17 protein-coding genes are annotated in these 18,682 nt (G+C 59.4%); 5 read left to right on the top strand and 12 right to left on the bottom strand.

Annotated features, from left to right (window positions below):
• Positions 1–167: 167 nt before the first annotated feature.
• Entirely contained in the window at positions 168–1,478 is a 1,311-nt protein-coding gene (locus tag AC2D8U_RS02420) for an NAD(P)/FAD-dependent oxidoreductase (protein ID WP_484617444.1), read from the bottom strand.
• Positions 1,479–1,794: 316 nt separating this feature from the next.
• Between AC2D8U_RS02420 and AC2D8U_RS02425 the strand changes: the two genes are divergently transcribed.
• Entirely contained in the window at positions 1,795–3,057 is a 1,263-nt protein-coding gene (locus tag AC2D8U_RS02425) for a hypothetical protein (RefSeq protein WP_484617445.1), read from the top strand.
• Positions 3,058–3,747: 690 nt separating this feature from the next.
• Here AC2D8U_RS02425 and AC2D8U_RS02430 read toward each other — a convergent pair.
• The 6 genes from AC2D8U_RS02430 to AC2D8U_RS02455 all read right to left on the bottom strand — a co-directional run bounded on the left by AC2D8U_RS02430 (position 3,748) and on the right by AC2D8U_RS02455 (position 10,409).
• Positions 3,748–4,623: a class II glutamine amidotransferase gene (locus AC2D8U_RS02430; protein ID WP_484617446.1), complete on the bottom strand. Its 876-nt coding sequence runs from the start codon at positions 4,621–4,623 to the stop codon at positions 3,748–3,750.
• A 20-nt stretch (positions 4,624–4,643) separates the two neighbouring features.
• Positions 4,644–5,555 (bottom strand): 30S ribosomal protein S6--L-glutamate ligase, encoded by a 912-nt coding sequence (rimK, locus tag AC2D8U_RS02435; protein ID WP_484617447.1) that lies wholly within the window; start codon positions 5,553–5,555, stop codon positions 4,644–4,646.
• A 233-nt stretch (positions 5,556–5,788) separates the two neighbouring features.
• Positions 5,789–6,871: a lactonase family protein gene (locus AC2D8U_RS02440; protein ID WP_484617448.1), complete on the bottom strand. Its 1,083-nt coding sequence runs from the start codon at positions 6,869–6,871 to the stop codon at positions 5,789–5,791.
• Between the two features lie 82 nt (positions 6,872–6,953).
• Positions 6,954–8,165 carry a DUF7379 domain-containing protein gene (locus tag AC2D8U_RS02445; RefSeq protein WP_484617449.1) on the bottom strand — a complete coding sequence of 404 codons (1,212 nt, stop codon included), beginning with the start codon at positions 8,163–8,165 and terminating at the stop codon, positions 6,954–6,956.
• 55 nt (positions 8,166–8,220) lie between these two features.
• Entirely contained in the window at positions 8,221–8,787 is a 567-nt protein-coding gene (locus AC2D8U_RS02450) for a DUF4202 domain-containing protein (protein WP_484617450.1), read from the bottom strand.
• A gap of 233 nt (positions 8,788–9,020) precedes the next feature.
• Positions 9,021–10,409, bottom strand: coding sequence for a CehA/McbA family metallohydrolase domain-containing protein (locus AC2D8U_RS02455; protein WP_484617451.1), 1,389 nt, complete (start codon positions 10,407–10,409; stop codon positions 9,021–9,023).
• A gap of 241 nt (positions 10,410–10,650) precedes the next feature.
• Here AC2D8U_RS02455 and AC2D8U_RS02460 point away from each other — a divergent pair, with 241 nt between their 5' ends.
• Positions 10,651–11,289 (top strand): hypothetical protein, encoded by a 639-nt coding sequence (locus AC2D8U_RS02460; protein WP_484617452.1) that lies wholly within the window; start codon positions 10,651–10,653, stop codon positions 11,287–11,289.
• A 187-nt stretch (positions 11,290–11,476) separates the two neighbouring features.
• Positions 11,477–11,974, top strand: coding sequence for a hypothetical protein (locus tag AC2D8U_RS02465; protein WP_484617453.1), 498 nt, complete (start codon positions 11,477–11,479; stop codon positions 11,972–11,974).
• On the opposite strand, the gene AC2D8U_RS02470 is transcribed toward AC2D8U_RS02465, so the two are convergent.
• On the bottom strand, positions 11,975–12,391 hold the full coding sequence (locus AC2D8U_RS02470) for a hypothetical protein (protein ID WP_484617454.1): 417 nt from the start codon (positions 12,389–12,391) through the stop codon (positions 11,975–11,977).
• Between the two features lie 97 nt (positions 12,392–12,488).
• The gene (gene gltS, locus AC2D8U_RS02475; RefSeq protein WP_484617455.1) at positions 12,489–13,703 is read right to left on the bottom strand and encodes a sodium/glutamate symporter; all 1,215 of its coding nucleotides are present in this window, start codon (positions 13,701–13,703) and stop codon (positions 12,489–12,491) included.
• A 309-nt stretch (positions 13,704–14,012) separates the two neighbouring features.
• Here gltS and AC2D8U_RS02480 point away from each other — a divergent pair, with 309 nt between their 5' ends.
• Together AC2D8U_RS02480 and AC2D8U_RS02485 are read left to right on the top strand one after the other, a co-directional pair.
• The gene (locus AC2D8U_RS02480; protein ID WP_484617456.1) at positions 14,013–14,393 is read left to right on the top strand and encodes a hypothetical protein; all 381 of its coding nucleotides are present in this window, start codon (positions 14,013–14,015) and stop codon (positions 14,391–14,393) included.
• A 20-nt stretch (positions 14,394–14,413) separates the two neighbouring features.
• Complete coding sequence (locus AC2D8U_RS02485) at positions 14,414–14,623, top strand: hypothetical protein (RefSeq protein ID WP_484617457.1); 210 nt, start codon at positions 14,414–14,416, stop codon at positions 14,621–14,623.
• 144 nt (positions 14,624–14,767) lie between these two features.
• On the opposite strand, the gene AC2D8U_RS02490 is transcribed toward AC2D8U_RS02485, so the two are convergent.
• The 3 genes from AC2D8U_RS02490 to AC2D8U_RS02500 form a co-directional block, all read right to left on the bottom strand.
• Positions 14,768–15,208, bottom strand: a complete 441-nt coding sequence (locus tag AC2D8U_RS02490) for a DUF3010 family protein (RefSeq protein ID WP_484617458.1) — start codon at positions 15,206–15,208, stop codon at positions 14,768–14,770.
• 85 nt (positions 15,209–15,293) lie between these two features.
• Positions 15,294–16,667 carry a sulfatase-like hydrolase/transferase gene (locus AC2D8U_RS02495; RefSeq protein ID WP_484617459.1) on the bottom strand — a complete coding sequence of 458 codons (1,374 nt, stop codon included), beginning with the start codon at positions 16,665–16,667 and terminating at the stop codon, positions 15,294–15,296.
• A 92-nt stretch (positions 16,668–16,759) separates the two neighbouring features.
• Positions 16,760–18,679 (bottom strand): family 43 glycosylhydrolase, encoded by a 1,920-nt coding sequence (locus AC2D8U_RS02500; RefSeq protein WP_484617460.1) that lies wholly within the window; start codon positions 18,677–18,679, stop codon positions 16,760–16,762.
• Positions 18,680–18,682: the final 3 nt, after the last annotated feature.

Here is an 18,682-nt window from a genome sequence, read left to right on the forward strand (position 1 = left end):
GGGCCGGGGACCGGCCTCATCCTCTTCTGAATAGAGGAAGGGGAATGGGAAAGAAGGAACGACGCCGCCCGACTTATCGTCGTCCAGGCGGCCTGATGAATCAAAGCCCCAACTGGCTGGCTTATCCCACAATTGCTATGGTGTTCGGCCAGCCTCACACAGGCTTATCAGTGCAACTTCATTTTGGGCCGGAGCAACTGGTTGATCCCATCTGACAACGCGATCAGGCCAGCTCGAAACGCACCATGAATCGCGATCTGGTGCTTTCGATACAGGGAGATATACGCCAGACGAGCGATCCGTCCCTCCACATTGAGACTGCCACTACCGATCCCCCCCATCAGCTTGCCGAATGCGGTGTAGTTACTCAAAGAGACCAGCGAACCATAGTCCTTGTAGACAAAGGGCTTAAGTGGCTTGTTACGTGCCAGGTTAATCAGGTTCGTGCCAACGGTCGTCGCCATCTGGTGGGCACTCTGTGCTCTGGGCGGTACCCAGCACTGACGCCCGTCCTTGTCCGGCAACTGAAAGCCCGCACAATCCCCCAGGGCAAAGACTCTCGAGTCCCCTTTGACTTGTAACGTCGGCTCGACCAGCAACTGATTGGCCCGGTTCGTCTCGAGCCCATCCAGTCGGGTTAGAAACTCCGGGGCCTTGACGCCTGCCGCCCACACCATCAGATCACAGTCGAAACGACTGCCATCGGATGTTTGCAGCCCTTCGGATGTCGCCCTGGCCACCTGGGTCTCGGTATGAACCTCCACCCCCAGCTTTTCCAACTCCTCCTTGGCACCCTGAGAGATCTTGGGAGTCAGAGCCGGTAACAGGCGGGGACCCGCCTCAATCAGTGACACCTTAAGATGGTCTGGCTCAAGATGGGTCAAACCATAAGTGGAAAACCACTGCCGCGCCTTGAACAACTCTGCCGACAGCTCAACACCCGTCGCACCACCGCCAACAATGGCCACGTGCAGGGTCTGTCCGTTCTGTCCCTGCGCCAGGACCCGATTCACCTTCAGGAAGTGGCTGACCAGGCGATGTTGAAAACGCCGCGCCTGATCAGGGCTATCCAACATAATGCAACTGTCGGCCACACCCTCGACACCAAAATCGTTGGTTTGGCCACCAATGGCCATCACCAGGTAGTCATAGGACTCTTCTCGCTCTGGCAAAAACTCGGTACCCTCGTCATCGAGAAAGGGCGCGATCTTCACCACCCGCCTGTCTCGATCAATCCCGGTTACGTCGGCAACCTGAAACTGGAAACCGTTTTTGTGCCCATGGGCTCGATAGCTGACCGAATCCACTTCCGCATCCAAAGAACCGGATGCCACTTCATGCAACAAAGGCTTCCAGATATGGGTATGGTTTCGATCCAAGAGCAGGATCTCGGCCTTCCCGGTACGCCCCAATTTTTTCCCCAATCGGGTCGCCAAGCCCAGACCGCCAGCCCCACCACCGACAATGACAATTTTCATAGTTACTTCCTTCGTGCATCCATTGCTGTGGTCCAACATTACCCATACGAGATCTCCCCAAAGGGTGACACAACTCGCAAAATCACAATTGCCTTGACCTTACCCCACAACGCTGTCAGCGGTGAGCGAGATTTCACCATGGGCGGATTAATGAGGCTCATCCGACGACAACAGGACTTAAACATTCTGGAACGTCATCGTCCCCCCCGAAGTATTTACAATTGTTAGATTTCCTCATTCCTCACAAGAGCCGGCACCATCTAGACTTACCCACAACACCGACACGGACGTCGCCATTCTCCAGTCGGCAAAAATAATGAAAATTCTCAAACGAACCCAACGTGGTCTGACTCAAGTCGAATATGCGGTGATCGGTGGTCTACTGGTGGCGACCCTGGCCGGTGCATTCAACGCATTGGGCAATAGTGCTGGTGGTCGCCTAAGCGATCTGGCCAACGCCATCCCCACTCCTCCCTTCATCGGTGGCACCAGTCCAGGTGGAACCAGTCCGGGCAGCACCAGCCCCGGCACCAGCCCCGGCGGCACCAGTCCAGGCTCGGAGACAGGAATCAGTCCAGGCTCGGAGACGGGAATCAGTCCAGGCTCGGAGACAGGAACCAGCCCAGGCAGCACCAGTCCAGAGACGAGTCCTGGCGGCACCCCCCCAGGCGGCACCAGCCCCGGTGGCACCAGCCCCGGTGGCACCAGCCCCGGCGGCACCAGCCCCGGCGGCACCAGCCCCGGCGGCACCAGCCCAGGCGGCACCAGCCCGGGAACCAGCCCAGGCTCGGAGACAGGAACCAGCCCAGGCTCGGAGACAGGAACCAGTCCAGGCTCGGAGACAGGAACCAGCCCAGGCTCGGAGGCAGGAACCAGCCCAGGCTCGGAGACAGGAACCAGCCCCGGCACCAGCCCTGGCGGCAGCAATCCAGGCAGCCCGGGGGGCAGCAGCCCAGGCGGCACTGCTCCAGACACTGGCCCGGGCGGCGGCAGCCCCGGACAAACTAGCCCAGGCGACACTAACCCAGGCACTAACCCAGGCACTGGCCCGGGCGGCACGAATCCAGGCTCGGATCCAGGAACCAGCCCCGAAAGTCACAGCTCTGGCACAACTCCTGACGATGCCAGTCCCGGCAGCAGCGATCCAACTGGTGATCGGGCTAACACGACTGGCTCTGGCTCTGGCTCTGGCTCTGGCTCTGGCTCTGGCTCTGGCTCTGGCTCTGGCAGAGACAGTGGTAATGACGGTGCCGAAGGCGACGTCGCCTCCCTGGGTGAGGAGACACAAGCCGGAGAAGGGACAGCGCTGCCAGAGGAGGCCTTATTGGCGGCAAACCTCAACTTACCTGAAGGCTCTGCTGCTCCATCCCTCTCCAACTCAACATCAGAGCCAGCGCAATCCGCCGCGCAGGTCGAGGAACAGAAAAAACAGAATGCTGGACTCAGCCCCACCACCCATAACGTGCTGCTACTCGGTCTGCTGGTGTTCCTGCTGCTGTTTGGCGCCCTGATGCTGCTGTATCAACGCCAGCGACGCCAAGAGGAGGATCTGGAGGCAGCCCAACAAGGGGTTAGGTAATCGGTTCGGGTCCCCGGTTTGTGCACAAGCGGGGCCCTCTCTTTTAGGGGAGAGGGGCACTGCTCCCTACTCTCGAGTCGCCCCTGCAGCCGGAGCAAGGGCATTCCAAAGATCCATGTCTCCGCACGCGCTCCCAGCCTCATCAAAGCCGGGGCCGCCACACGCCTTGTCGACACCGCGCCAGCAGCCCTGCGGCACGGGTACAAGCATCCATATCCTCAGAGCAAACAGCAAAAAGCCTTGCTCGAATGAGCAAGGCTTTAATTGCTAGGAGGTTCAATTCAAACGGCTATCACACAAGCCCGAAATAAAACTGATGGATCTGAATATTAAAAGTCAAAACGCTCCTCATCAGAACGGTGTTTGTCACGACGATGCCCTCTCGGATGTTTATCCTTACGACGAGGTTCATAGTCGTCCATTTTCATGCGGCGTGGTTTCTTGCCAGATGGCTCCAGCCATTCATTCGGGATCGTTTTCATCTCTTAAATACTCAGCGAGCTTGCCAACCCATTCTGGGCTCAGAGTTGCCGTTAGGAAAACAAAAAAACCTTGTGGTCAGGGCCGAAAATTTTCATCAAGCCCCCCGGGCTCAACCGGATCGAGGTTCAGGCGGATTAGAGAGCTCCATACGGCAAAACTTCGCTTACATGATCGGCCAGGGCTCACGAACAGGAAGGGTCATCCTCGCTACAGCCGTGCTTGAGGAGGCAGCGCAATCGGCACCTGCTCCAGCTGTCCCGGGCCGATGCGTCGCACCAGGTGGTTGCGCTCCACCTTGGTCCAGATCGCCGGCTGCCGGGTCAGCGGCTCGGAGCAGATCAACAGAGCGCCGGCATCGTCCCCATGGGCAGGATGCAGGCGAAGGGTGTCGCCCTGCTCCAGCACCACATCCTGGGCGATGAACAGCGACGCCGGACGGATCCGCTGATCCGTATTGAAACGGGTGGCCAGGACGTGTTCGCCATCGGACAGGGCAAAGTTGATAAAGGCATTGGTGTGCGCCCCGTGCGCCTGGCGCAACTGCATGATCCGCTCCAGGGTCGCCAGCAGGGCGGCTTCCAGCTCCGCCGCGCTGCAGGATGCCTTAAAACCCAGCAGATCCAGGAACAGGGCAAAGGCGTGCTCCGAGTCGGTATTGCCCTTGATCAGGGCGAAGGCCCGGTCCGACAAGCCCGCCAGCAGGGGCCGGCGGATCTTGTCAAACTGGTCGAGTCGGCCGTTGTGCATCCACAGGTAGCGACCATAGGTGAAGGGGTGGCAATTGGCCTGACTCACCGGCATCCCCGCCGAGGCATCCCGGACGTGGGCGAAGAAGTGACGAGAGGGCACCTTGCGGGCGATCATTTTGAGGTTCTGGTTGCTCCAGGCCGGATCGACATTAACGAAGGTGGCCGGCTCGGGATCACCGTGTTCCGTGTACCAGCCCAGACCAAAGCCGTCGGCGTTGATCGGCACCTTGCGCTTCTGGGCAAATTTGCTTTGGGCGATCAGGCCGTTTTCCGCTTCAAACAGCAGTGGGGCCATGGGGATCTGAGCCCCTTGATAAACAATGAATCGGCACACGTGATGCTCTCCCTGTGTGGTCAGTTTGTGCTAATTGCCCCGGCGTTGCGCAAAGGTCGCGCCGCCTGCTGCACGACGTACTCGATGATCAGGCCCGCCACGTCCTTGCCGGTGGCCGCTTCGATCCCCTCCAGTCCCGGTGAGGAGTTGACCTCCATCACCAGCGGGCCGCGATCGGAGCGCAGCAGATCCACCCCGGCCACCTTGAGCCCCATCGCCTTGGCGGCGGTGACAGCGGTCTTGCGCTCCTGCGGGGTGATCTTCACCAGGCTGGCGGAGCCGCCCCGGTGCAGGTTGGAGCGAAACTCCCCCTCCGGCGCCTGGCGCTTCATCGCGGCGATCACCTTATCACCAATGACAAAACAGCGCAGATCGGCACCGCCGGCCTCCTTGATGTACTCCTGCACCATGATGTTGGCCTTGAGGCCGAAAAACGCCTCGATCACACTCTCCGCCGCCTTGCGGGTCTCCGCCAGCACCACGCCGATCCCCTGGGTGCCCTCCAGCAGTTTGATCACCACAGGGGCGCCACCCACCATGTCCAGCAGATCCTTGATGTCATCGGGCTTGCTGGCAAAGCCGGTGATCGGCATCCCCACCCCCTTGCGCGACAGCAATTGCAGTGAACACAGCTTGTCCCGGGCCTGCAGGATCGCTCCGGATCCGTTGACCGCATACACCCCCATCATCTCAAACTGGCGCAGCACGGCGCAGCCGTAAAAGGTGGTGTCGGCCCCGATCCGCGGGATCATCGCCTCAAAGCCGGTGAGCTCCTCACCCCGATGATGGATCGACGGTTGGCTGGCGTTGATGTTCATATAGCAGTGCAGGGCATCGACCACCTCAACCTGGTGGCCGCGCTGCGTTGCCGCTTCGATCAATCGACGGGTGGAGTACAGGGTGGCATCACCGGACAGGATCCCAATTTTCATCACATAGCTTCCCCAAAACAAAAGGCGTGAACACGCTTCGAATGCCCATGGCAAGCAAGTCGGTCCAAGGACAACAAGGGCCGGTATGCAGTCATGCACACCGGCCCGTCGTTCGAGGAATAGGATCGGCACAAAGCGCCTCCTGAGCAATCACGCGATGGCACTTTGTTGGCGAAATAAATTAACCCTTTGGGTAAAAGAAATCGTTCGCCCTCAGCAACACAACACTGCTCTTAGGGCACAAACTGCAGGGACAGGGGCTCGGGCGACGACACGGAGGTGCCCACCTGGCTCAGTCGACCGCTGTCCGACGCAATGGCATAGCTTTGCAGGTTCTCGCTGCGGTTGTTGCTGCTCACCAGGTATCGGCCATCGGGGGAGATGGCAAAGCTCCAGGGGCGCTCCCCACCGGATGGCGTGATCTGTACCCGGCTGAGCAAGCCATCCTCGGCCACGGCGAAGACGGCGATGCTGTCGTGTCCCCGGTTGGAGGCATAGAGGAAGCGACCGGACGGGTGCAACCGGATCTCCGCGCCATGGTTAACCCCCTTATACTCCTCGGGCAGGGTAGCGATCACCTGACGCTCACTCAGGTTTCCTTGGCCATCATGGTAAAAGACCACCACCGAGGAGCCCATCTGATTGAACACATAGACAAAACGACCATCGGCATCGCTGATCACATGGCGCGGGCCATCGAAAGCATCAGAAGACAGCTGAGCTAGCGGCTCGATATGACCACCTTGGGGATCAAACTCCAGTAACTGCAGCCGGTTATTTCGCGTATCGGGCACCATCAGGATGTCGGTCCCAGCAATAAAGCGCACCGCATGAGCCCGGGACTCGCCCTTGGCATTGCCCGGCAGGGTAAACCGGGCCACCCGCTCTCCCAGCGCCCCATCGTCGTTCAGCCGATAGCTTTGCACCAGGCCGGAGACAAAGTCCGCCGTCAGCAGGAAACGTCCATCCGGACTCAGCGTCAGATCGGCCGGACCACTGCCTACGACTTCGAGCGAGTTGAGAGCCAACAGTCCTTCCTTCGGCACGATCCGGTAGGACGACAGCCTGGCGCTGTCGCCCGGCCGGGCGGCTTTGCCCCCGCTGTACAGCAAGGAGCCGTTATCGTGAATCGCCAACTGGCCAAAGTGCGGCTGCCGCGCCACCAGGCGGGGGGCACCTAGCTGGCCAGTCGAGGGGTCAAGATCCACGGCATAGATCCCTTGAGAGTTGCCCTTAAGGCTGGTGCCCACATAGAGGGACTCGCCGGCATTCGCCCAGGCAGAGAGTGACAAAAACAGGAAAAAAAGATAGGGCATAACCGCTTAACTGACCGTTAAAAGATAGCGGTCAATCTAATGGAACCCTCCCCCTGGCTCAAGGTTACACAGCGCGAAAAGATCAGGCCGAGAACCACTGGAGCAGCTGCTGATATACCCCGTCATGACGCAGCAGTTCATTGTGCCCCACAGGCCGCACAACCCAGCAGTGAGATTCAGGCAGGCTCAGGTGGTATTGCGCCACGGAATGCCGACCCAAGGCGCTGTGCAGGGTTACGAGTCCATCCCCCACAAGCTGCTCCGCCCGGTAGCCCTCACGGGGGGATCGCACCGCCGCAATCCCGTAGCAATCCACGCCTTCCGGCAGCGGCACTGGGATCCGTCTGTCTTGCCCAAGGGCAAAACGGGAACGACCGCCCCAGTCATGCTCGGTGATATGACCGTGACGCAGATCGGTGATCCCGCGGCTGCGCAACCGGGTCAACCGGGCAAAGGGCGCCGAATAGGGGCTCAGGGGCAGGAGCGCCTCCACCCAGTTACCGCCTTTTTCCAGTAAGGCACCGTGATGTGGCGTCCCCAAAAAGGCCATCTTACCCAGTTGTCTCCGCCAGCCATGTTCCATCTGTGTGGCGTAATACACGGCACTGCGAGCCACCAGTCCCCCCATGCTGTGGCCGATGATATGCAGCTGCAGGGGCAACCCGGCCTGCTCAGACAACTGCTGCAGCATGTGTGACAGCTGCTGGCCATTATCGGAAATATGACGTCCCGTGTTGTAGTAGAGAAAGAGCGGCGTCATATCGAGCGCCTCGGCCAGGGCCAGGCCATGGTTGTGCGCCTCCTGCTGCCACAGGTGATCGTTCATGCAAAGACCGTGGATCATCAGCAGCACACGGCCCTGGGTCGCCCTCAACGGCTCGGCTAACGCTGGCAGTGACACAGCGCGGCCGTCCTGACGAAACTGCATCTCAATGGCCAGCGGATTGCCGCTCGCCTCCAGATGATCGCCCAGCACCCCATTCAAGATGGCCACCAGGCGTTCACGCTGGGGTGAGCGCGCCTGGGCATCGAGGCGCTGCCCCAACGTCGCCAAAGGGGGATCCAGGGCTTTCCCCCACCACTGTGTCGTGGTTTCAATAGAGCGATACACCAGACGGCTGAGCCCCCGGGGACGCTTGCGCGGGACCTTGCGGCGATCCAGCCCCAGGGTGGCGATGGTGTGATGCAGGGAGCCAACCATCTCCGTCACCGCGACAATTGCCTCGACGGTCAGCCGGGTACTGCCTTGCAGATCACCGGCACCACTGTTTTCACACTTCGTGCGCTTGCCCATCACCGCTCCGTTAGGGTCCAAGCCCCGTCCGCGACGCCGTTTTTGTCCCCCAGCCTTACGCCAAGGCCTTACCGATCAAAGCCTGGGCCTCTGAAGGCAGGCTCAACGTCAGTGCAACCTGCTGAGCCTGTGTCGACATCTTAGCCCAGGTTTTCTGCACGATATCGATCACCTTTGCCTCCTCATGCTTGGCGGCAAAGGGCAAAAAGTCATACTGAATAAACACCAGGCAGGCGCAATCCTCCAGGGCTTGTACGTCTGCATCACGCTTAATGCCCTGCTTTCGAATGATCCGGGCTGTCTGCTCACATGCCGCGTCATCAAACCCCTGCTCCGCCATCACCGCCACCGCCTTGTCGGCGTGCAGCTTCGCCAGCTCGGTGCGCCATTTCAGATAGCCTGGGCGCCCCAAGGGGTAGTCACTGCGGGGGATCGACCAGCGACACAGGTGCTGGCTGCGTACCGCGATCTGCAACTCCGGGGAGGCGTCCGGCTTCAGTCGTTCCAGCCAGGCGGTCATCCGTTTGGCGTAGAGCAGCTCGGCGGGTTCGCCGTCACGCTGTTTGGGGTCCTGGGCGTGCAGGGCGTCAATCGCCTTGAGCGTCTGGGTGAGCTGAGACATCTGATATTCCTTTCAATTCAATCAGCTAAAACTGTGAGCAGAGTGTAACAAAATCATGCTCTCGGGTTCATTGTTCTGTGCACGTTCCGTTGGCACCTGAGCCGAAAGGCAAATAATCGAGGAAGGTCTGGAACACCCTCCTGTGTTTGCCTAAAAAAACGACGCCCCCAACCAGGTTGGGGGCGTCGTAATTGTCTGCTCAGAACCGCTCACGCCATCTGGCTATAGTCGGATCACTTCGCCTGCCAGAACACCGGGTTGCTGTAGAACCAGAGATCCTGCCAGGGATCCAGCGGCTGCTCATTGATCTGCGGCTCCAGGAACTTCCCGCTGGTACCGCGCAAACGGACGTAACCATTGACATGCTCACGCGGCAATTCGAGGCTCAGCTCGATGCGGTTGTCTTCGACAGTCCAATCCTTCGGTGTCAGGCGCTGCACCACCTTGGTCGTGACATTGCGATCCGCCTCACTCACCGCCTCTCCACTCACCGCCCCGGTGATCACATCGATACGCTGAAGCTCGGGGCGATCACCGTTAAAGTTCGGGCCTTCGGGCAGGCTGATGCTCATCGACAGCGTCAGGATCTCCTCGTCCGACACCGCCAGGGTTTGCCCCAGGCTGGCCGCTTCTTTCTGTGCGCCACTCAGGGACAGATCCAGGCCATTGATCAGATCGCCAAACACCATGAAACTGCGGCCATGACGCAGGGCATCCATGATGTCTGCCGGCTCGTTACGGGCGTAGACATAGGTCTTGGTGTATTCGCCGGGCCAGAAGTCGCGGCCACCGTCGCTAACGTGAATATGGCTGTCGGAGCCGGCGCTGATCCAGAATTTCAGGCCGCTACCGAGCATATGATCCCAAGGACCACCGACCACGGCGGTCATCTGATCGAAGCCGTTCATGCTCGGGTGCTTGTAGTAGCTGCCACGGTTGTCACCGCCGCCCTGATGACCCGGCGCTGCCACCATGCCGACAAAGACGTCCGGATCGGTCTGGTGCCAGGTGGCTAGGTTTTCCGGGGTCACCCGCCCCCATTCCCCCAGACCGGTGGCCTGTCGGCTGGGGTGATTCTTGATGATCAGCCCCTTCTCTTCCTGTTCGCCAAGGAAGCGGATCCCCGCCTGCAGGTGCTCTACCGTGTTGCGCTGACGGGTCAGGTGACGGTATTCGCGAATGCTGTAGTCGCGCTGGAACTGCACCAGCACCTCGCGCTCATGCTCGTTGATGGGCACCATCACGGTGGCGTGCTCGCCAGCAGGCACGTCCAGTTCGATACCAAAGAACTGATGCACCGAGGGCACCGCCTGGCGGGCCTTGAGCAGCTCAGGATAACCCTTAGTGTCGAGCAGATGGGAGTGGTAGGGGCCGCCATGATCGGTATTGACCAGCCAGCTTAGGCCAAACTTCTCGGCCATCTGGGCATTGCCTGTGTAGGTGTGCAGGCTGTCGCCCCCCTTGATCGGGCTCCAGGGATCCGTGCTCTTGTCCCACTTCACGCTCCAGTGGGTGTGCGCATGGTGGTCACCCGCCAGCCATTGACGCTCAGCCAGGGCCGGTGTACAAGCCAGGGTCGCCAAAACAGCAATCGTCAGATTGCGGGCCAAACATCCTTTCATGACGTCTTGTTTCCGTTTGAGTTCGATTAAAGCCGCCATTCTATTCGACCCACCATCAGTAAATTGAGAGCCCCATCCTAAGGCAGTGAAAGCATATGCAAAGATCGTCAAGGGCTTGCTGTTTTTACCAAGCTGATCCCAAACTGAATGGAGTGACTCAACGGGCAACTTAAAGCACCGAATGTGCTCTAATTTCCACAATGACCACAGTAATACTCTTCCTCGCACAAGCGGAGGTCCCATGCGCAACCCTGTTTTCTTTGTCAGCCTGATGGCATTCCTGTCTCCCCTGGCGCTCGCCACCGAGCTTACCCTGGTGGAGAAGAGTGACTTTGACTCCCTACTGATGCGAAACGGCGATGTTCTATTGCCATACCAGCGCATCGCCCTGGCCCCCTGCGAAGTGAGCTTTCGTAAAAATTGGATGCGAGATCAAAATTTTCGCGGTCTCAATGAGCGACGCCTGCGAGAAGAGGATGTGCAGGAGCAACTCAGCAATATGATTTCAGTCTGCAACAAGAATCTTCTTAAGCAGTTGGAAGCGGACGGCTTTAACCTGGTGGACGCCCACACCAAGGGGGAAGACGTGCTGCTGATACAACCCAGGGTTTACGATCTCGATATCAGGGCCCCAGATATCAATGCCACCCGCATTGAACGGCAATACGTCGATCGGGTAGGTGAGATGAGCATCGAGTTTGGCCTCTATGACAGCCAGCAACTCACCCTGCTGGCACAGATCAACGACTGGCAGGAAGGCTGGGAGCTGGGTCATTTGCAACGGGTTAACCGAGCCACCAACAACCTCGAATTTGGACGAATGTTTCGCAGTTGGGCCAAAGACCTTGGAAAGCTGCTGGACCAATCAAAAGATGACTAAGTGGTTAATCAAAAGGGTAAAAACTATCGTTTTGACCCCCTTTTAGGTGAGTTGTATCCCGATTTGATTTATGGGACGCTTAGGTCGCAAGGCGGCGACTCAGGGACGAGCACGTAACCCAGGCACCATTACAGTGCCCTGTTTTCTGCATGATGTTTTGGGGCAGGCAGCCCCTTAGAGGTTACGTATGATGGATTGGCGGGATCTGATACTGCTGTTGACCCTGGCACTGAGCATATATGCCACACTCAGAATACACCTACTGCTGGCGAAACGCCCACGCACACCGAAAATGGCTCGTTCCTTTGGGGTCCAGGCTCAAAGTGATGAGATCAGTCTAACGGCCCCGACGGCCAAACGATTTACTGCCCATCACGCCCAGGTCGCCGCTCGTTACATCGACGATGGCGATGGGAAGAGACGCCTGAAGATCTGGAACAGTGGAACAGACGCGCTTCAGGACCTTCGACTGGAACTCCCCGAAAATCAACGCCTGCTTAGCTGGCAACAGCTGAGTGAGCACTTCCCTCTGGAACAGCTGGAGCAATTTCAGTCCGTCGATCTGCCCCTGGAGGAGGAACTGGAAGAGGAGGATTTGATCCCCATTAGCCTGGCCTGGCGTGACAGCCACGAGCAGGAGCATCAAGTGACGCTTAACCCCGGCCTGAGCCATACCCACGCATAATTATCGTGGCATACGGCTGCGCTGTAACCAGAGGATCCTCAGCAGGCGCAGCGCGATGGCAAACCGACTCAGGGTAAAACTGAGGATCAGCGCCATCGCACTGCCCCTTGCGATCCGCTCCCCCTGGGTCAATCCCATGTCGCCCAACAGGGCTTCACTGCTCCATCCCGCAACGCTGGCACCCGCCATTGCCATAAGGAGCAGCCCCCAGATCGCCACCCGATCACTTGCCCCAGGCTGACGAAACGGTATCGCCAGCCACTGACGATCAAAGATCGCCATACCGCTCATCGCCAGATAATAGAGACTCAGGCTTCCACAGATCAGCACCACGAAAAAGTCCATCCCTTCCAGGCGCAGCAGGAACAGGAACAGGGTGGTCAGGGCCGCGATGGCGAGTTTGAGCTTGATGGACATAAAAAGCTTCGGGACAGTATCAAAACGAAGGGGTCATGCTATCCGCCCCCCCTTTTCAGCTCAAGCAAAACCGGATCGGCATTGAGCTCGGTTTCATTTAAAGCCCGACAAAGAAACCAATGACGATGGCATTGACAATATCGATGAAGAAGCCACACACCAGAGGCACGATAATAAAGGCTTGGTGGCTGGCACCGTACTGGCGCGCCACCGCGGTCATATTGACGATGGCCGTGGCGGTTGAGCCCAAGGTTATGCCGCCGAAACCGGCGCTGATCACCACTGCATCGTAGTTTCGGCCCATAAAGCGATACACCAGCAAAATGGTGAACAGGATCGACAGGATGATCTGCAACCCCACCGCCACCGAGATATAACCCAGCAGGCCCTCCAGCTCCCACAGCTTTAACCCCATCAGCGCCATGGTCAGAAACATGCCCAAGCAGACATCGGAGATCAGCGCCAGCCCCATCTGCCCTTGCGCCTGCCAACGGCCCGGGGTCTTCTTCAGCGCCCGGGCGACATTGCTGATCACGATCCCCGCCATCAGGCAGCTGACAAAGGTGGGTAGATTGACCCCCGCCTCTTCCAACGCCTCATTCAGGCCATAACCCAGCATCAGGGTGATATTGAGCCAGAGCCAGGCCCAGAGAAAGCCATAGTAGCTCAGCTGGCCCTGCTCATCATCGCCATGACTGACACCGATATCGAGATCATGGTCATCCGAGGGTACGATGTTATGACGTTGGATCAGATAGCGAGCGATCGGCCCGCCGATCACGCACGCGGCGATAAGGCCCATGGTGTTGGAGGCGATCCCCAGCTCCATGGCATTGGCGATGCCAAGTTCAGAAACAAAACGCGGTGCCCAGGCAATCGTGGTACCCACCCCGCCGGTCAGGCTGATGGAGCCGGACATCAGGCCCGCTTTGGGATCCAGCCCAAACGCGCCGGCGACCCCCATCGCCATGGCGTTTTGGATCACGATGAAAGCCGATGCCAGCCCCAGCAAAATAAACAGGGGCTTACCGCCGTTGAGCAGGGATTTGATGTCCGATTTGAGGCCAATACCCGCAAAGAAATAGAGCAGCAAGATATCCCTGACCTGCAGTTCAAACTCCACTTGGCGGCCAAAGCCGTAATACAGGACGGCGACCGTCGCCGCGCAGACAAAGCCGCCGATCACCGGCTCAGGAATGGAGTAGCGCCGCAGCAACTCAGAGCGAGTCGTCAAATGTTTACCGATAAACAACAAGAGGATCGCCAAGGTAAAGGCGATAAACGGGGGAACAGTGATCAACTCGGCGGTCATGATTGATAGATCCCATAACGAAACCTCCCCTCAACATAGGCACAAGCGGTCAAAAAAGCAGCCTAGACTGCATAACCAAACCACGCTGTACTCAGCCTCCTGTCTCTTTCTTGGTAACTGACGGTAACGACTGCTCAGTGAGCAGCGACCTAACCACCCCACTGACCGTGCCTTTTGCTCATACTTTCATGCCACAAAAACCTATAGAAGCAACAAGGTGAGCTTGTTTCGCATGCACCTCTTCGACTGGCTGCTTGTTCTGTCGCTACCGAGCTCAGCTGTGAAACCCTCGATCTCCATGAGGGCTACTTGAACTTTGAGTTACTGCATGGCGCCAACGGCTTGGACATCAAGGGCAATAATTCCCACATCAACGGGAGCCTGAAGCAGCGCCTAGGGGAACCTTCACCCTGGAAAGCCGGCTGGAGGTGGGTGCGCGTCGGCAAACAGTGGGGACTCTATTCCGAGCTTTCCTTTATGGTCGACAACCGCATGGGGTTTGGTACCCAGGTATTGCACGTCCAAGGTAAGGACGACAGTGCCCGCGGCCTAGGCCGTGTCGACCAGGCGGTGAGTTATCGCACGCCTTATGCTCTGCCGCTGGGAACATTGGACACCGGCAGTCAATGGCAGGGCGCCAGCCACCACGATGATGGCAGCCAATACACGCTCAACTTGCAACCTCGCTAAAATACACCCGGAGCCCCTTGGTGCACTCACAGGCCGAAAATACCCTATATCGCGATGACCGCTGGTTCGAGCGAAGCCAGGGGCAGGAGCTGGAAGCCAGCTACGCCTGGCATAACCGGATGATCCTGGCCAGCAGCGACCAGAGCCAAAGGGGTAGTCTCAACCAGCAGCGCCTATACCATCACGCCACACTGCCACTCGAGCGGCGCTTTACCCCATTTTGGGGGTAGCCTGCCATTCGCCCTGAGCGAAGAGGTCGAGCCCGAGTCCCATCGAGTGATGCTCGGTATTTGCCACTTTTCCTGAGCTAGGGTCGCCGTCGTGCCCAAACAACAAAGCCGGGCATCTGCCCGGCTTATTCTTCCCGTCTGGCCTTACTCAGGCTGACCGAAGAGCTTGTTGTTATGCTCGGCATAAGCGGCGTTGAAGGCCGGCTCCTGGAACTTCTTCAGGCCCATGTCGGCAAAATCGGCCATGGGAGGATTACGTTTCATCTGGGCCTTGATCTCGGTGTGAGAGATCAAGTTCACCGGCACGTCACCCAACTGGATGGCCGCTTCCATCTTGAAGCCCACGGCACCGCCGGCAAACTTGCCCTTTTGGGCACGCTGGATGATCACCACTTCATCCACCTGATAATCCGCCATCAGCTTATGGAAGGCAAAGTGGAACTGGCGCATGCCATCCACGGTTTCGTTGGCCTGACACACAATGGAGCGCTGACGGCAATCTGGCAGGTAAAAACTCTCCACCTTGTAGTCCAGCAGACAGAGGACAGCTTCAGAGCCTTTGAGCTCAACACCACAAATTCGCATGACAACCCTTATTTCAAATCACGTTTGCCGCGCATTGTAGCGGAAAATCGCCGCTGCGCAGCGATTTTTGCATACCGGCCAATGCTCAGTCGTTCCGCCGCTCGGGATAATGCTTGCCCTTGCGGCCCCACATCATTTCGGCATTGTCCCGGTTCCAGTCATCAAACGCCTGCTGCAGCCGCTGTGCCTGCTCGGGCTCTTGCTCGATCAGGTTGTGCTGCTCGCCGATGTCGCTGCTGATCCGGTACAGGAAGCGCTCGCCACGACGATCGCTGTGCAGTTTCCAGTCGCGGTCGCGAATGGCGTAGCTGCTCTGATCCAGCCAGTAGAGGTAACGGTCGTCCAACTGAGACCGCTCACCGCGCAGGTAGGGCAGCAGATCGTCCCCATCCAGTGCGACCGACGCGTCAGCCTCGATCCCCGCTGCGGCCATGACCGTAGTGAGAAGATCCAGCGAATTGACCGGCTCAGCCAGAACCTGCCCTCCGGCAAAGCCGTTGGGCCAGGTCATTGTGTAGGGAATGCGGATCCCCCCTTCCCAGAAGGTGCCCTTCTTGCCGGCCAGCGGCGCGTTAGAGGAGTTCTTGCCGCCGTTGTCGGAGAGGAAGATCACCAGGGTATCCTCTGTCAGCCCGTTCTCCTCCAGCGCGGCCAGGATATGTCCGATGTTCTCATCCATGTTGTAGGACATGGCCACCGCAGCGCGGTGCTTGTCGTCCTCGATATGGGCGAAGCGGGCCCAATCCTCGGGCCGGGTCTGCAGCGGTTCGTGGGGCGCGTTGAAGGAGACGTAGAGGAAGAAGGGGTCATCCTTGTTGGCATGGATGTAATCCACCGCCTCCATACCGAACTTGTCGGTCAGGTATTCGGGGAAATCCGCCACTATGGTGTCGTTGCGGTGCATCACCGCGAAGGGCTCGACCAGATACTGCTTCTGGTTCATCGGCCCCATCCAGTAGTCGCTGGCACCGTTGTTGAAACCGAAGAAATGCTCGAAACCTCGGTTGTGAGGCCAGTAGGCCTTGGCATCACCGTCGTGCCACTTACCCACCATGCCGGTGCGGTAGCCGGCATCAGCCAGCCAGTTGGCCATGGTGTTGAGCTCCAGCGGCAGGCCCAGATCGTCACTGCGGCCCAGGTTGGTGTAGTAGCCAAAGCGCTGCTGGTAACGCCCGGTCATCAGGCCGGCGCGGGAGGGGCCGCAGACGTGGGCGGTCACATAGCCCGCTGAGAAGGCGGCACCGCCCTCGGCCAGACGGTCGATATTCGGGGTCAGCGCCCCGGTGTCGTCGCCCTGATAGCCCACGTCGCCGTAGCCCATGTCATCGGCAAACAGCAGCACGATATTGGGCTGGCGCGGCTCCTCTTTGACCGCCCCCTGCGTTGGCTGGGTTTGACTGCAGCCGGCCAGAGTCGCACTGACGGCCAGGGCCGACAGCGGCAGGATCATCGCTTTCATGATATTTCCTTTGGTGTGTTCGTTATGTTCATTCGTTTTAGTGCCAAACCGGTCACAACCTATGACCGGTCCGGCTTACCTGTAAGGGCGACTCATTCGACGCAGCGCACCTGGCTCAAGCCCGACACGCCGGTTTCGTTAAACGCCTCGATGGCGAAGCAGTAGCCGCTGTGCAGGTTGAGGGAGCGGATCGCCTTTTTGCCCTCCAGCTCACCGGCAAACTCGTCGGCCCAGATCTGGTAGGTGTGGTACAGCTTGTCCTTGGCCATGCCGAAGCGGATGTTGTAACCCACCGCATCGGCCTGCGGCTGCCAGGCCACCTGAGCGTCCCGACGGTCGGCCTGGCGTTCGACGGTCAGCCCCTTGGGCGCCTTAGGTGCCTTGCCCGGGGCGTTGCCGAACACCCGCAGGCCGGACAGCGCCAGGTGCTCGTTGGCCACACTGACATTCTCGAAGCGAACATAGCGGGCCTGGATTGATGCATCGAGCTCGACGTAGGCGTTAGCCCGGTTGCGCCGCTCGCCCAGGTTGTCCGTCACCGCCTGCCACTGCTGGCCGTCGCGGGACACCGAGAGGCGGAACTGACTTACGGTGTCGGCCTTGTAGTCGTCCAGGCCACCGTCGCGGGGCAAGGGTGCCTGAGTGTTTTCGCCGCTAACCTTGAAATCCGCGTAGTTGATCTGCACCGCGTTGACGGTCATGGACCGCCCCAGATCGACGATGGCGTACTGATCCTCGCCGTTGTCCGCCGCCACCCAGAATGTCCGCACCTGCTCGTCGGTGATCCGCTCGCCACCGTAGCTCCCCGTCGCGTCCTCCAGCACCGAACTGACGGTGACCGGTTTCTGGTAACTGAGCAGCATCCAGCCGCTAAACAGTTCCTCGATCTCCTGCCATTGTTTAGTGGGCAGCTTCTGGGGGAAGTCGGCGAAGCGGCTGGAGGCGTACATCTGGCCGTCGGCATCGAAGCCGGTGGGCAGCAGGACGATACGCCGCTCCCACACGTGGTTGACCCCGATCCAGCTGGTGCCGGTATGCCACCAGTTGCCGTGTTCATCCTGGAATGAGTTGCCGTGGCCGGCCCCTTGCACATAGCCACCGGGTTTGTAGGAGACCGGGTTGTGCGCCTGATAAGTAAAGGGCCCCAGCGGCGATTGGGCGGTGTAGACACCATCGGCGTAGACGTTCTCACTGGTGCCCGGGGCGGCGTACTTGAGGTAGTAGGTCGCGCCGTGCTTGATCAGCTCCGGCCCTTCCACGTAGGGGCGGCGCGGTGAGCCGTGATCCCAGCCCATCCGCTCCCAACCGTGTTGGTCCGGGTGCAGGGTCAGCACCGGCTTGAGGAAACGATCCAGCTTAAGATCGCCCTCCTTGTTGCGCTTGAGCTCGGTGCCATACAGCGGATGCAGGTTGGAGCTGCCCCAGTAGACGTACCAACGCCCTTCCTCCTCATACAGGCCCGGATCCCACAGGTTGCCGTCGCCGACGTTGGGAAAGCCCAGATCCTCCTCGATCGGCTCCCAGACACCGTTGGCGGGATCCACCGAGGCAAATAGCGGAGTGGTACCGGTGCGATTGGACGACATCAGGTAGATGCGGCCATCTCGTACCAGGGCGGCGGGGGCGGTGATATCCCGCTCCATCACGCCGGCCGCCAACTGCTGTGGTGTCGGGTGCATCCGGGCAATGGGCTCGAAGTAGCTGACCGGCCAGGGGCCCTTGGGGGTGACATGGCGCCACTGTCTCAGATCGGTCGAGTGCCAGTAGCCTCGGGCCGTGGTGCCAAACAGGTAGTAGCCGCGCTGATCCGCCTCGCCATCCAGATAGAGCATGACCGGATCGGCACTGGTGCGCGCCTGCAGGTTGGCCACCTCGGGGAAGTTGGAGCGGCTGAGCGCAACCTTGCCGTAGAAGTAGTCCAGATCCAGCGGATTGATATAGGTACCGGCCGCAACGGCGCTGGCACTGAGCGACGCGGCGGCCAGGACAGCCGCCCATCGTGTGTAAGCCATGGG

The organism is Ferrimonas sp. YIN67, from assembly GCF_057219095.1.

Excerpts from the sequence above, each read along its gene's own strand:
- rimK (WP_484617447.1), bottom strand. The coding sequence starts at position 5,555 with ATGAAAATTGGGATCCTGTCCGGTGATGCCACCCTGTACTCCACCCGT.
- AC2D8U_RS02490 (WP_484617458.1), bottom strand. The coding sequence starts at position 15,208 with ATGCGAATTTGTGGTGTTGAGCTCAAAGGCTCTGAAGCTGTCCTCTGT.
- AC2D8U_RS02420 (WP_484617444.1), bottom strand. The coding sequence starts at position 1,478 with ATGAAAATTGTCATTGTCGGTGGTGGGGCTGGCGGTCTGGGCTTGGCG.
- AC2D8U_RS02465 (WP_484617453.1), top strand. The coding sequence starts at position 11,477 with ATGATGGATTGGCGGGATCTGATACTGCTGTTGACCCTGGCACTGAGC.
- AC2D8U_RS02440 (WP_484617448.1), bottom strand. The coding sequence starts at position 6,871 with ATGCCCTATCTTTTTTTCCTGTTTTTGTCACTCTCTGCCTGGGCGAAT.
- AC2D8U_RS02425 (WP_484617445.1), top strand. The coding sequence starts at position 1,795 with ATGAAAATTCTCAAACGAACCCAACGTGGTCTGACTCAAGTCGAATAT.
- gltS (WP_484617455.1), bottom strand. The coding sequence starts at position 13,703 with ATGACCGCCGAGTTGATCACTGTTCCCCCGTTTATCGCCTTTACCTTG.
- AC2D8U_RS02455 (WP_484617451.1), bottom strand. The coding sequence starts at position 10,409 with ATGAAAGGATGTTTGGCCCGCAATCTGACGATTGCTGTTTTGGCGACC.
- AC2D8U_RS02470 (WP_484617454.1), bottom strand. The coding sequence starts at position 12,391 with ATGTCCATCAAGCTCAAACTCGCCATCGCGGCCCTGACCACCCTGTTC.
- AC2D8U_RS02450 (WP_484617450.1), bottom strand. The coding sequence starts at position 8,787 with ATGTCTCAGCTCACCCAGACGCTCAAGGCGATTGACGCCCTGCACGCC.
- AC2D8U_RS02445 (WP_484617449.1), bottom strand. The coding sequence starts at position 8,165 with ATGGGCAAGCGCACGAAGTGTGAAAACAGTGGTGCCGGTGATCTGCAA.
- AC2D8U_RS02460 (WP_484617452.1), top strand. The coding sequence starts at position 10,651 with ATGCGCAACCCTGTTTTCTTTGTCAGCCTGATGGCATTCCTGTCTCCC.
- AC2D8U_RS02500 (WP_484617460.1), bottom strand. The coding sequence starts at position 18,679 with ATGGCTTACACACGATGGGCGGCTGTCCTGGCCGCCGCGTCGCTCAGT.
- AC2D8U_RS02495 (WP_484617459.1), bottom strand. The coding sequence starts at position 16,667 with ATGAAAGCGATGATCCTGCCGCTGTCGGCCCTGGCCGTCAGTGCGACT.